The following is a 12462-nucleotide window of genomic DNA, read 5'->3' as shown; positions in this document are numbered from 1 at the left end:
CGAGATGCCCCAATTTCACCATAATGAGAGCCATAAAATATTGGTCATGACCGCCGTCGAGGCGGAAGCGGAAGCGGTGCTCCGCGGCTTGGGCGGAGACGGCCGTTTTGAGGTGGCCCTGGCCGGCGTAGGCCCGGTCCAGGCAGCCATCAGCACGACGAAACTGCTGGCCGCAGGGAGCGGCCGCTACAGCCTCGTCGTGAGCGCCGGCATCGCCGGCGGTTATGCGGGCCGGGCGGAGATCGGCTCGCTGGTTGTGTCCAGCGAGATTGCTGCGGCCGACCTCGGCGCGGAGACGCAGGAGGGCTTCAGCAGCCTGGACGAGCTGGGCTTCGGCAGCGCGGTCGTGCCTGTAGACCGCGCTTTGGCGGAGCGGGCGGCCGGCATGCTGGCCGCCGCGGGACTGCCGGTCACACTGGGACCGGCATTGACGCTGGCGACCGTCACCGGCTCGGCCGCCACCGCCTCCATGCTGGCCGCGCGGTTCCCCGGCGCGGCCTCCGAAGGCATGGAGGGCTTCGGCGCCGCCGCGGCAGCCGCTGACTTCGGGCTGCCTGCCCTCGAGCTGCGGGCCATTTCGAACGCCGTCGGCCCGCGCGACAAATCCTTGTGGCGGATCGGGGATGCCTTGAAAGCTTTGGAAGCTGCTTTTGCAGCGATCACACAATCTTGGAGGGATTAACGGATGAGCAACACTAGCATCATGAACATCGCTTATTCACCGTGTCCAAACGACACGTTTGTGTTTCACGCCTGGGCGCACGGCCTGGTTCCAGGTGCACCTAAATTAAACGTAACCTATGCGGATATTGATATTACGAATCATTTGGCTGCCCGCGGCGAAGGCCCTGAGGTGCTTAAAATCTCTTATGCAGCCCTGCCATGGGTATTAAAGGATTACGCCCTGCTGCCATGCGGCGGAGCGCTGGGACGCGGCTGCGGCCCGCTCGTGCTGACACGCAGCGGCCTGTCCGCTGAAGCCGACCCTGGGCTGCTCTCCGGCAAACGGGTAGCCGTACCGAGCGACCGCTCTACAGCCTATCTGCTGTTCCGCCTGTGGGCCGCGCAGAAGGTGCCTGGCGGTGTAGGCGAAATCGTCGTCATGCCGTTTGACGAAATTATGCCGGCCGTCCGCGACGGCAAAATCGACGCAGGTCTGGTCATCCACGAAGCACGCTTCACTTACCCGTCCTACGGACTGGCCCTGCTTCAGGATCTAGGCAGCTGGTGGGAAGAGGATACCGGCACTCCGATTCCGCTGGGTGCGATCATTGCCCGGCGTTCCCTTGACCTGGCACCAATCCCCGGCTGGGTACGCGCCTCAATCGATTACGGCTGGGCCCATCCGGAGGCTTCCAAAGCCTACATTCTGGAGCACGCCCAGGAGATGGATCCCGATGTAGCGCAGCAGCACATCAACCTGTACGTTAACGAGTTTACGCGCGATCTGGGTACAGACGGCTACAAAGCCATCTCTTCCCTGCTCGGCCGGGCCGGTGCGGAAGGATTGATTCCAGAGTTTGATCTGGGACTGCTCAAATTCGAAGCGTAGAAAGCAAAGCTGATGGCTGTTGCAGCGGAGCAGATTGCTATTGAAACGAAAGAACCTATTGCTAACCAAGCAAACTTATTGCTATTGAAGCAAACCTGTTGCTATTAGAGCGAACCTCATACTAGTGAAGTGAATAACACACTTAATAGTAGAAAGCGGTATAGCAGACAGCAGCAGACAGTCATTCAAGACAAAGAATCAAGCCGCTTAAGCTAAGGCATAAGCGCAGCAAAAAAAAGGGCGGGCACATCAAGTGCCGCCCTTTTCTTTTTCGAGTGTGATGTTTCGTGCATTATGTTTTGAGCGTTATTTCAAGCTTTTATTCTCCATATATCCTGCTTTACGCTCACTTGCTGCTGAGCTAATACGAATTAAAAAGGATAATCCGCAATGATAATATCTTCCGTATACGGCCCGATTTCCTGCAGAAACGCCTGATGAGCCGGATGGGCATCATAATCGAGACAAGCCTGCTTGTCTTCAAAGGTGAGGCGGAGGGCAAGCGCAAAGCCCTGTTTATGCTGAGGATTCTCCGTTTCGATGATCCCGGCACTAATGCTGAGGATGCCCGGAACGGCTTCTTTAAACGCGAGCGCCTTCTTTACGGCTGCTTCCTGCTGCTGAGCGGTAAAGCTGTCTTTTACTTTTAATAGAACAAGATGTTCATACATCGGACTTTTTCCTCCTAAATGAGATGTGAAGCTGAAGAAAGCTTTTTTTATTATACGACTTTATTATACAACTATTGGCGGCATATTTTAAACAAGAGTCCAATACACGGGCTCCAGAAGGCAAAAGTCCCCCGAAGGCAGTAAGGTTAGATCGTCGGTTTAGATCGTCAGCTTAGATCACCAGCTTAGATCGGCAGTTCCCTGCTTATGTAAGCTACCCATGCTCCTCGATCCACTCGTTCAAACCTGTCCATAGCCGCTCGCACAGCTCATAAACTTGCTGCTTATCGCTTAATTCCCCGTCCATGATCCGCTCGGCAAGTTCTACGTACCCCTCCGGTTTGCTGGACATAGCCACCGACTCCTCTAAGGTTTTGGCGCGTGTACTGTAGTAATGTCGGTTGGCCAGGCCGATCAGCTTGGCTGTCTGCCACTTCAAATCATAAGCTGCCCTGGGCAGATAGCTGAAGCTGCCGGTTTGGCGGCTGTTTCTGAGTTTCCCCATCGTTTCATAGGGCTCCCAAATCATAAACTCACGCATAACCTCTTTAATTGAAGCTTCCGATATCGAAAGGGCAAGGGATCTCGCCTGCTCAAAAAGCCCTTGTGGATCAAACAGAGAAACCACGTTTATGAAAGCTCCAGCTTCAATGGGCCAGGAATCATCCACGGCTGCTGCCCGCTCCAGCCGGGTAATGAAACATCGGCTTTAGCCCCCTTTAGCTCCTGATGGGTCGGTTTTAACTTGGAAAAAGCATCCGCCGGATCTCATAGAGATCGCTGCCGTGCCGGAATTCGCCGGGTGACATACCAGTATGCCTGCGGAACACCTTGCCGAAATAATTGGCATTCGAGAAACCCGTCATCGCCGCTACCTCCTCCAGCGTCCATGCCTCCGGCGAGAGCAGCAGCACCGAAGCGCGCTCAAGCCGTACCATCGTCAAGTAGCGGCCTGGTGTAGCTCCGAGGGTACGCTCGCATTCCCGGGTCAGGTGATATTTGGAGCAGCCCGCCGCCTGCGCCATTTCGTCCAGCCCGACCGGTTCGCTGAAGCGCTCCTCAATGAACAGCTTGCATTTCTCGACCGCGGCTGGCAGCCTGCGGTTCCCCCGGCGGCTCTCAAACAGACTGGCCAGCTGCATGACGATCGAGTAGGCAGCCTCGGAGCATTGATAAATGTCTTTATAGCGGTCTTGCACTGCCTCGTCGTAAATTCGCCACATCAGCTTCATGAAAGCCGAGTCCAGCCCGATCCGGACAACCGGTCCCTCAGCAGCTATCAGTTCCTTCCAGAAGCCCAGCGCATCATGCGACAGCTCCACATACAGCAGTTCCCAGCTTGATGAGCTCTCAGGCAGCCGGTAGACGTGACTGCCCGGCACATCTACCAGGAAGACATGGCCAGGTTCAAGAACGTGCTTCCGCCCATTCAGCTCAATCTCGCCCCGCCCTGCCAGCGTGATCTGCAGAATACAGTGATCGCCGGGCCGGTTCCGGCCATCCCATACATATTCATGACTCGTTACCATCTCCCAGCCGATGGCCTTGAGCATCATCATCGGCATAGGTAGCACAAAATGGAACGAAACCGAGGTTTGTCTGCGGCAGCTATTAGTCATAGCAATATTCTACCTTTCTTCAAAAATATCTTACTCTTGTTCCCGTAATTGAAGCGCTTTATCCTGATTATAGCTTATAAATTAGGATTTACGATACCGCGAACAACAGACTGAAAGTAAAGCAATTATTTTTCGAGATTAGGAGGACAAGTGAATATGGCTATTCATTTTGATGCGGAGCAGCGCGTCTTTCACCTGCAGTCCGCTAATTCCAGCTATGTGCTGCAGATTGTAAAAGGAGAATTCGTAGCCCATCTTTATTGGGGCAAAAAAATCAAAGCTTACCGGGACAGCAGCCCGCTCGCTTTTGTTGGCCGGGCGTTCGCCCCAAACGTCGATCCGAAGGATCACGACATCTCGCTGGACACCCTGCCGCAGGAGTATCCGGGGTTCGGTACAGGGGATTTCGGCGCACCCGCTTATCAGATCGGTCAGGAGGACGGTTCCACCGTCACCGACCTGCGTTATATTTCGCATAAGATCTATGCAGGCAAACCGTCCCTGCCGGGCCTTCCCGCCACTTATGTCGAGTCTGACAGCGAAGCGGACACGCTGGAGCTTCTGCTTGAAGACCAGCTGACCGGACTGCAGGCGACACTCCTTTATACCGTCTACAGCACGCAAGGGGCTATAACCCGTTCCGTCCGTCTGGAGAATCACGGGCAGCAGAACCTGAAGCTGCTTCGGGCGCTCAGCGCCAGCGTTGATTTCCGTGATGACGAATATGACATGCTGACTTTTTACGGTGCTCATTTGAAAGAACGCAATATCGCCCGCCGTCCGCTTACGTCCGGCATTCAGGCGGCCGAAAGCCGCCGCGGAGCTAGCAGCCCGCAGCAGAACCCGTTTCTCGCTTTGCTTCGTAAGGACACCAACGAAGATGCAGGCGAAGTATACGCCTTTAACCTGGTCTACAGCGGCAACTTTATTGCCCAGGCCGAAGTCCAGCAGTTCCAGACAACCCGGGTATCGATCGGCATTAATCCGTTTGATTTCTCCTGGGCGCTGGAGCCGGGGGCTTCCTTCCAGACGCCTGAGGTTGTTATGGTTTATGCCAGCGAAGGGCTTGGCGAAATGTCGCGTATTCTGAACAAGCTGTATCAAAGTCGGCTGGTCCGCGGCAAACACCGCGACGCCGTGCGGCCGATTCTGATCAACAACTGGGAAGCTACGTATTTTGATTTTGACGCCGACAAAATTACCGCCATCGCTTCCGCCGGACACGAGCTCGGCATGGAATTGTTTGTGCTGGATGACGGCTGGTTCGGACGGCGGGATGACGACCACAGCTCGCTCGGCGACTGGGTGACGGATCTGCGCAAGCTGCCCGAAGGCCTGGATGGTCTGGCCCGCCGCATTACGGATATGGGCATGCAGTTCGGCCTTTGGTTTGAACCGGAAATGGTGTCCCCGGACAGCGATCTGTACCGCAGCCATCCGGACTGGTGTATTCACGTGCCGGGACGTGCCCGCTCTGAAAGCCGGAATCAGCTGGTGCTGGATTTGGCGCGACCGGAGGTCTGCGATTACATCATCCAGGCGGTTGGCAGCATTCTGGCCTCAGCGCCGATCAGCTATGTGAAATGGGACATGAACCGGCATATGAGCGAAGTGGGCTCGGCCGGGCTTCCGCCGGAACGTCAGCGGGAGACGGCTCACCGCTACATGCTGGGCTTATACCGGGTCATGGAGGAGCTCACCACCGCTTTCCCTGATGTGCTCTTTGAAAGCTGCTCCAGCGGAGGCGGACGTTATGATCCGGGCATGCTGTATTACATGCCGCAGACGTGGATGAGCGACAACACCGATGCGATCAGCCGCTTGAAGATCCAGTATGGCAACAGTCTCGTGTATCCGGCTGTCACCATGGGTTCCCATGTCTCGACCGTCCCTAATCATCAGGTAAAGCGGATCACTTCGCTTGACATTCGCGGCCATGTCGCCATGTCCGGCAACTTCGGCTATGAGCTCGATCTGACCAAACTGACTGAAGAGGAGAAACAAACGGTTAAGGAGCAGATCGCTCTTTATAAAGAAGTCCGCGAGCTGATCCAGTTCGGCACGTTTTACCGGATCCTGAATCCGTTTGAAGGCAACGAAGCGGCCTGGACGTTTGTGTCCGAGCAGCAGGATGAAGCGGTGCTCGCCTTCTTCCGCGTCTTGTCCCAGCCGAACGAGCGGATCCAAATTCTGCGGACCAAAGGCCTGAACCCGAACTATCTGTACCGTCACCTGGACACCGGCCGCGTCTACGGCGGGGATGAGCTGATGTATAACGGGATCACCCTCCCTCGGCTCGAGGGCGACTTCGTCAGCCTGTTCTGGCGGTTTGAGAAGGTAGGCGAGCAGTAAGGGAACAAGAACAGCCTTATTATTCAGAAAAAAAGATCCTTTGAACGTTTCAGTTCAAAGGATCTGCAGCAAAGAAGCCAGCCGTATCCGGAATCGGATCAGGTTGGCTTCTTCTTTATCTTTGTCTTTGTCTTTGTCTTTGTCTTTGTCTTTGTCAATGTCTGCACTTTGTCTTAGTTTACACTTTATCCCTATTTCTCCAGACTGAAATCATCATAATGGAACCCCGGAGCTACCACGCAGGATACAAATACCGGCTCGTCACCCAAAGGTCTGGCCGACTGCCAGACGCCTGCAGGTACAAGGGCCTGCGGGGTTTGCCCATTTTCAATGTCCATGCCCAGAATGAATTTCTCGCCCTCTTCCGGACTGTCTCCGCTTCCGCCCAGCGTCAGCTCGAGCGGACCGCCGGAGTGATACAGCCACAGCTCGTCAGACAGCACCACATGCCAAGCCGAAGTTTCGCCTGGATGCAGCAGGAAATAAATAGAGCTGGCCGCCGCGCGGGCGCCTGAGTATTTCGGTTTCAGGACTTCGTGCGGGATTTCAAAGGAAGACTTCCACAGCTCCTTAAACCAGCCGCCTTCGACGTGCTGCTCCATATTTAATGCTTTGACAAGCGGGGATAATGCTTTCTCGTTCATATCGACTCTCCTGTTCTGTTCACTCATCTTCCCTCTACTATAAACAAACCGGGAGAACCGGGCAAGGCGGGAGGCTTATTTAGTCTCGATTGTTGAATGCTTGGCTATGTTAAATTCTAATATTGATTATACCTGAGTAACCTATTGGGTTTTGTTTTTACTTGCTTGCTTTATTTATATAATCTTGTATCAAAGGATAGATATCCAATTTCCATACCTGATCTTCCCGTTGCAGTCCTAAAGCCATAGTATGGGTCGTTGTTTCAATACTAACCGTTATAAGTACAGTTACTTGCTTTTCCTTGGCCGTACTCTCATCCACTTTTATAGAATCATAATACCTGTAATGCATGGCTGTTTCAGAATCATAATTCATTACATACTCGAAGTAATCTTTCCGAAATTGATCTCGGTCAGGAAGTTGCCCCCCATTAAAAGTAATCTCATATATTAAGTCCGGGTCGCCTATTGATAGACAATAAAGATAAACCAGCACCATATCTTCAGGAGTGAACTCGTAAAGTTCTTGCAGGTTCCTCTCCGATTTAAATCGAGCAAAAGCCTCCTGCTTCTCTAAAGACAGCTGTTTCAGATAAGAGAACCTTTCAACGTATTTCTCACCAGGGTTCGAGTTTATATGCTCATTGAGAGCCTTTTTCACTTGGTCTTTGTCTTGGGCTTCCACGAGGGGTTCGGACATCATGACCCTGTCTGTGTCGTCATTGCTGCAGGCTGACACTAAGGACATTCCTGCTAGCACTAATAAAACTACTCCTGCACGCCTCAATTTACCACTCCTCAATAAAACGATTCATTTCACCCTTAAGCCTGCATTCATACTACCATATATTGGATTTTTCTACCCGTTTATTTATGGTTTAGCTCATTTCCGAATAATCCCTAATAAACCCGGTGAATGACTTCCTCGAAATCGGGTTCTGCCATCTCTACGTCTTCGATTTCTCCCCAGCTGCCCAGCTCGCGAAGCACCTCCATCGTGTTGATGGTTTTCCGGTTGGCTTCAACGGTGATGACGCTGCCTTCCTGTAAGGTGACAGCCAGTCTGGCATGGTCCAGCGCAGGAATCGCAGGAATGTTCACTTCACCGCGATAAGTGACTCTGAATCTCGTCGGCAGGCCGATCGTATCCCGCAGGGACTGGACCGTGCCGTCAAACGACAGTTCCCCATTCCCGATCACCATGACCCGGCTGCACAGCTGCTCGATGTCGTCCATATCGTGAGTGGTCAGCAGAACCGTTTTGCCGAAATCGGCATTCAGCATCTTCAGAAACTGGCGGATTTCACGTTTGGCATTGACGTCCAGCCCGATCGTCGGCTCGTCCAGGAACAGCAGATCCGGATCGTGAAGCAGCGCAGCGGCCAAATCGGCCCGCATCCGCTGTCCCAGCGACAGCTTGCGGACCGGAGTCAGCCAGAATTCCTCAAGGTCCAGCAATGCTGCAAACTGTGCCAGCCGGCTTTGCTTGAGCGCCTCGTCTACGCCGTACATTTTGGCGAGAATATCATAGGAATCCTTGACCGGAAGGTCCCACCACAGCTGGCTGCGCTGTCCGAACACAACTCCGAGCCGCCGGACGGCCCTTTTCCGTTCCCGGTGCGGGTTGATTCCGCCCAGCAGCACCTCCCCGCCTGTAGGGTGCAGGATGCCGGTCAGCATTTTGATTGTTGTTGATTTGCCGGCACCATTAGGGCCGATATAACCGACAAATTCGCCGGATTCAATGTTGAAGCTGATATCCTTGACGGCTTCTTTAATTCGGTAATCCCGGGCGAACAAAGACCGCAGTCCGGCAAATCGTCCTTCCCGCACCACCGGGGTTTTGAACTGTTTGTTTAAATGTCTGGCTTCTATGCGCATGTTTCCTCCTCCTTCACGGATACCTTTATTAGGATTGTTTATTATGGTTCGCGTTGTCCCCCGGCCCTTCTCCGCCCTTTTGTCTTTCGACCGCCCGGGGGGGGGACATGTGCTGCCGTCAGCTTCCAGTGCTTTGATATTTGGTCAGCCCAAACCGCCAGAACCACAGGCTCAGCAGCAAAAAAAACACCGCTCCCAAACCCGTCAGGCCAACGGCCCATAGACCTAATTCTCCCCGCAGAATATAAAGGGAAGGTATGTAGTTGACCAAGCCAACCGGAATTACGGTCAGCAGGAGGCCGGACAGCCACTTCGGATAAAGCGTCAGCGGATATTGCGCGGCGGCTCTCGCCGCATCTTCCGTCAGATTTTGCAGCTCGGAAATCCGTGTCGTCCAGAAGCCCATCGTCGCCGTCGCAAGTCCAATGGCAAACAAAATCCCCGCTCCAGCCACGATAATAAACATTGTCAAAGGGATGGCCGTCCAGCCTATCTGCCCGCTGCGCAGCAAACCGATGAACGCCAAGACCAGGACAAAGCCGCCCTGCAGCACTTCACCGATCATCAAGCGGAAGCCTTGCGGCATTAAGGCCAAGAGGACAGGCAGCGGCCGGATCAGCACGCCGTCAAGGTCCCCGCTCACCAAATATTTTTCCAAATGATGCACTTCATCTCCCAAGGTGCGGTAAAGCGTTCTCGCCAAGGTCAACACGGCATACAAATAGCCGATTTCATAAAGCGACCAGCCCTTAATTTCCCCAAACTTATACAGCACGATAGCGACCATCAGGAATTCATTAATCTGGACGATTGCCGCCATCAGCGAACCAAATACGAAGTTGAATTTATACTGCATCCGGCTCCGCAGCGTTGTCAGAATCAGCAGCTTATAAATAGACAGCCAGGACTCGCTTCTCATCCGCCCTGCACCTCCACCTTTTGCCGCAGCAGTCTGGTAACCAACAGGCAGAGGATGGTCAGCAGCAGACACCAAAACAGGGTTCCCCAAAGCAATGAACCGGCGCCTAATCCCAGAAATAATCGCGAAGGAACATACAGCAGATAAGGATAAGGGGACAACCAGGCAAGCCGGGCCAACCAATCCGGGAGCCATTCCAGCGGCACAAAAAAGCCGGACAACAGATTGCTCAGACTGTAATTGCCCCAATACAGCCAATTCGATTCTGTCGTCCAGAGCGCAGTAACGCCTATTAAATAGTTGATGCAGATCGACATATAGGAAGCTCCCAGAAGGCCCAGCAGGCATGAAAGTACGCCGGACAACGTTCGCGGCAGCTCCAAATGGAACAGGAAGAAATAGAGAATAAAGATAGGGAGGGATTTGTAAACAAACTGGTAGGCAAGCTGCCCCCATTCCCGGGCCATCAGGTGGCTGAATAAATGGATCGGCCTCATCAGATCCAGCGAGATCTGGCCTGTCCTGACCGACTGGGGAATCCCAAGCCCGTTTGAGGTAAAAGTTGTAATCCATAAGGCGGCCTGATTAAAGGCAATGTAGGCCACCATTCCCTTCACACCGTATTCGCCTAAGCTGTGATCCTGTCCCAGACCGATCCAAAGGCTGGCGTACAAGAACCCAAACGCGGCGCTAGCGATGTTGTGAAACAGATGCGCGCCCCTGAACTGCAAATTGCGGGCGTAGGCTTTGGAAGCCAAAGTGAAATAAAGCATGTGGAGCACCTCCGATAAGTGTGAGTGACGGCTGATCCGTCTACTTCAGACAAGGGCAATTTTGTGAGAAGGCTTCGATCATACCAGAATGTTCCAATCCAGGCAAGATTTTTTGAGAAATGTGCTTTACTAAAAAATACGGTCCCTTTAGGGAACGATTCTGTAAGGAACCGTCCTGTAAGGGACCGTGAATTCATGCATTTATCCAGTTTAGAGCTTAGCTTTTAGAGTTCCGGGCTACAGCACGAACTGCTTGTATTTCTCCAGATCCTTCGTTTTGCACTCCAGTCTCAGCCGGGTTCCTTCGTTCTCATATTCCGTCTCCAGCACATTGGCATGCTCATTGAAATAAGAAACGACAGCCCCCTGATCATAAGGAATCAGCATTTCGCAGGTTACATAATCCTTGAAAACTTGCTGCTTGATCAGGTCAACTAATTCGACAACGCCGGTTCTCGGTTTGGCGGCCATATAAATCGCCGCGTCTTCGACTCTCGGAATCTCAACGCCAGCCAGATCACCTTTGTTGTAGGCCATAATCGTCGGGATGTCCTTAACCCCGATCTCCTTGAGCGTATGCTCAGTGATCTGGATCAGCTGCTCGTATTTCGGATTGGCGTAATCCACCACATGAACCAGCAGGTCGGCTTCCGCCACCTCTTCGAGGGTCGAGCGGAACGCTTTGATCAGATGGTGGGGCAGCTTGCTGACAAACCCGACTGTATCCGTAAGCAGGAACGATTTGTTGTCCGGCAGCTCAATGCTGCGGACGGACGTTTCCAGCGTGGCGAACAGCATGTTTTTCTCGAAGACCTGCTTGCCTTCTCCACCGCCAAACACCTCCAGCAGCGCGTTCATAACCGTCGATTTGCCAGCATTCGTATAGCCGACCAAAGCGACGACCGGAACTTCATTTTTCCTCCGCTGCTTGCGCTGGATTTGCCGCTGGGCGACCACCACTTCAAGCTCCTTGGACAAAGCGCTGATCTTCTCTTCGATCCGCCGGCGGTCCAGCTCCAGCCGGGTTTCCCCGGCGCCTCTGTTCTTGGTGCCGACGCCGCCGCTTTGGCGGCCCAGCGATTCGCGCAGGCCAATCAGGCGCGGCAGCATGTACTGCAGCTGGGCTACCTCGACTTGAAGCTGGGCTTCGCGCGTTTTGGCCCGCTGCTCAAAGATGTCCAGGATCAAAATGGTCCGGTCAATGACCTTGCAGTCCAGATCGCTCTCCAGGTTGCGGATCTGCGAGGGGGACAGCTCGTCATTAAAGATGACCAGATTGGCTTCGAGCTTGCTGTACAGCTCGCGGACCTCTTCCACTTTTCCCGTACCGATATAATGCGATTTATTGATCTTCTCCATGTTCTGGGTCAGCTCGGCAACGACTTCCACGTCACAGGCAGCGGCCAGATTCGCCAGTTCCTCCATGGAATATTCGAAGTCCGGCTGATTGTTCAAATTTACACCAACCAAAACCGCTTTCTGCTCTTGAATGTCCATCATCTATTCATCTACCTCCGTTTGATCTGAACCTCTCCAATAAGGGCAACCCACCCTGTTTAAGGTTCAGGCGGCTTCTATTTCCCGCTGTATGCACGTCTGTTCCTTCTCCGCAGGCTGTCGCCTGGTCCCTGGTCCCTGCCCGGGACGGCGGATGGATACGAACGGAAAAATCTGATTTTATTGTACCCGGCCTGAATATCCTGAATCCTGAATCCTGAATTCGAATCCTGATTCTGAACCCTGATTCTGAATATCAGAGCCCGGAATGTCCTATCCGAAAAAGGTTAAAGGCCGGTGCAGCAAAAACCGCCCTCCAGCCTCCCCGCTTCTACTAGCGTCCAGGCGCACAAAAAAAGAGGGCGCTGTTGTCCGCCCCCTTCGATGAAGCCGCAAACCAACCTGCAGCTTATACTGCAGCCTGGCACGGCTATCTATTCCGGTTTACGTACATATGCAGACCAATCCCGTTCGTCCCGCTGTCCAAGCAGGAACCTTGAGCTCTATTCAATTAGATGCACAAAGCGTAATTACGCAAACGGATAAAGTTCCAC

General features: G+C 53.5%; 12 protein-coding genes. 3 read left to right on the top strand and 9 right to left on the bottom strand.

All coding sequences use genetic code 11. The features are described 5' to 3' along the window. The first annotated feature begins 4 nt into the window (after window positions 1-4). Together CBE73_RS18395 and CBE73_RS18390 are read left to right on the top strand one after the other, a co-directional pair. Window positions 5-682 (top strand): futalosine hydrolase, encoded by a 678-nt coding sequence (locus CBE73_RS18395; protein WP_094095467.1) that lies wholly within the window; start codon window positions 5-7, stop codon window positions 680-682. Window positions 683-703: 21 nt separating this feature from the next. After that, entirely contained in the window at window positions 704-1552 is an 849-nt protein-coding gene (locus tag CBE73_RS18390) for a 1,4-dihydroxy-6-naphtoate synthase (RefSeq protein ID WP_094096410.1), read from the top strand. 371 nt (window positions 1553-1923) lie between these two features. Here the strand turns inward: CBE73_RS18390 and CBE73_RS18385 are convergent, their stop codons facing one another. From CBE73_RS18385 to CBE73_RS18375, 3 genes are all read right to left on the bottom strand, one after another. Then, window positions 1924-2223: a Dabb family protein gene (locus tag CBE73_RS18385; RefSeq protein ID WP_094095466.1), complete on the bottom strand. Its 300-nt coding sequence runs from the start codon at window positions 2221-2223 to the stop codon at window positions 1924-1926. A 214-nt stretch (window positions 2224-2437) separates the two neighbouring features. Then, window positions 2438-2893 (bottom strand): kanamycin nucleotidyltransferase C-terminal domain-containing protein, encoded by a 456-nt coding sequence (locus CBE73_RS18380; RefSeq protein WP_157739621.1) that lies wholly within the window; start codon window positions 2891-2893, stop codon window positions 2438-2440. A gap of 70 nt (window positions 2894-2963) precedes the next feature. Continuing rightward, window positions 2964-3842 (bottom strand): helix-turn-helix transcriptional regulator, encoded by an 879-nt coding sequence (locus CBE73_RS18375; protein WP_094095464.1) that lies wholly within the window; start codon window positions 3840-3842, stop codon window positions 2964-2966. A gap of 156 nt (window positions 3843-3998) precedes the next feature. On the opposite strand from CBE73_RS18375, the gene CBE73_RS18370 reads away from it, so the two are divergent. Then, window positions 3999-6194, top strand: coding sequence for an alpha-galactosidase (locus tag CBE73_RS18370; protein WP_094095463.1), 2196 nt, complete (start codon window positions 3999-4001; stop codon window positions 6192-6194). 191 nt (window positions 6195-6385) lie between these two features. On the opposite strand, the gene CBE73_RS18365 is transcribed toward CBE73_RS18370, so the two are convergent. The 6 genes from CBE73_RS18365 to hflX form a co-directional block, all read right to left on the bottom strand. Next, entirely contained in the window at window positions 6386-6838 is a 453-nt protein-coding gene (locus CBE73_RS18365) for a cupin domain-containing protein (protein ID WP_094095462.1), read from the bottom strand. Window positions 6839-6995: 157 nt separating this feature from the next. Then, window positions 6996-7598: a hypothetical protein gene (locus CBE73_RS18360; RefSeq protein WP_094095461.1), complete on the bottom strand. Its 603-nt coding sequence runs from the start codon at window positions 7596-7598 to the stop codon at window positions 6996-6998. A 140-nt stretch (window positions 7599-7738) separates the two neighbouring features. Continuing rightward, the gene (locus CBE73_RS18355; RefSeq protein WP_094095460.1) at window positions 7739-8719 is read right to left on the bottom strand and encodes an ABC transporter ATP-binding protein; all 981 of its coding nucleotides are present in this window, start codon (window positions 8717-8719) and stop codon (window positions 7739-7741) included. A 118-nt stretch (window positions 8720-8837) separates the two neighbouring features. Further along, the gene (locus CBE73_RS18350) at window positions 8838-9638 is read right to left on the bottom strand and encodes an ABC transporter permease (RefSeq protein WP_094095459.1); all 801 of its coding nucleotides are present in this window, start codon (window positions 9636-9638) and stop codon (window positions 8838-8840) included. Continuing rightward, a complete protein-coding gene (locus CBE73_RS18345) occupies window positions 9635-10411 on the bottom strand; it encodes an ABC transporter permease (protein WP_094095458.1) in 777 nt (258 codons plus the stop codon). Before CBE73_RS18345 ends, CBE73_RS18350 begins: the two co-directional genes overlap by 4 nt. A gap of 237 nt (window positions 10412-10648) precedes the next feature. Beyond that, window positions 10649-11908, bottom strand: coding sequence for a GTPase HflX (gene hflX, locus CBE73_RS18340; RefSeq protein WP_094096409.1), 1260 nt, complete (start codon window positions 11906-11908; stop codon window positions 10649-10651). Window positions 11909-12462 lie beyond the last annotated feature (554 nt).

Origin of the sequence: Paenibacillus physcomitrellae (assembly GCF_002240225.1) — a bacterium.
Lineage (GTDB): Bacteria > Bacillota > Bacilli > Paenibacillales > Paenibacillaceae > Fontibacillus > Fontibacillus physcomitrellae.
This window is presented reverse-complemented; position numbering and strand designations above follow the sequence as displayed.

Excerpts from the sequence above, each read along its gene's own strand:
- CBE73_RS18390 (WP_094096410.1), top strand. The coding sequence starts at position 704 with ATGAACATCGCTTATTCACCGTGTCCAAACGACACGTTTGTGTTTCAC.
- CBE73_RS18370 (WP_094095463.1), top strand. The coding sequence starts at position 3,999 with ATGGCTATTCATTTTGATGCGGAGCAGCGCGTCTTTCACCTGCAGTCC.
- CBE73_RS18350 (WP_094095459.1), bottom strand. The coding sequence starts at position 9,638 with ATGAGAAGCGAGTCCTGGCTGTCTATTTATAAGCTGCTGATTCTGACA.
- CBE73_RS18385 (WP_094095466.1), bottom strand. The coding sequence starts at position 2,223 with ATGTATGAACATCTTGTTCTATTAAAAGTAAAAGACAGCTTTACCGCT.
- CBE73_RS18375 (WP_094095464.1), bottom strand. The coding sequence starts at position 3,842 with ATGACTAATAGCTGCCGCAGACAAACCTCGGTTTCGTTCCATTTTGTG.
- CBE73_RS18365 (WP_094095462.1), bottom strand. The coding sequence starts at position 6,838 with ATGAACGAGAAAGCATTATCCCCGCTTGTCAAAGCATTAAATATGGAG.
- hflX (WP_094096409.1), bottom strand. The coding sequence starts at position 11,908 with ATGGACATTCAAGAGCAGAAAGCGGTTTTGGTTGGTGTAAATTTGAAC.
- CBE73_RS18395 (WP_094095467.1), top strand. The coding sequence starts at position 5 with ATGCCCCAATTTCACCATAATGAGAGCCATAAAATATTGGTCATGACC.
- CBE73_RS18355 (WP_094095460.1), bottom strand. The coding sequence starts at position 8,719 with ATGCGCATAGAAGCCAGACATTTAAACAAACAGTTCAAAACCCCGGTG.
- CBE73_RS18345 (WP_094095458.1), bottom strand. The coding sequence starts at position 10,411 with ATGCTTTATTTCACTTTGGCTTCCAAAGCCTACGCCCGCAATTTGCAG.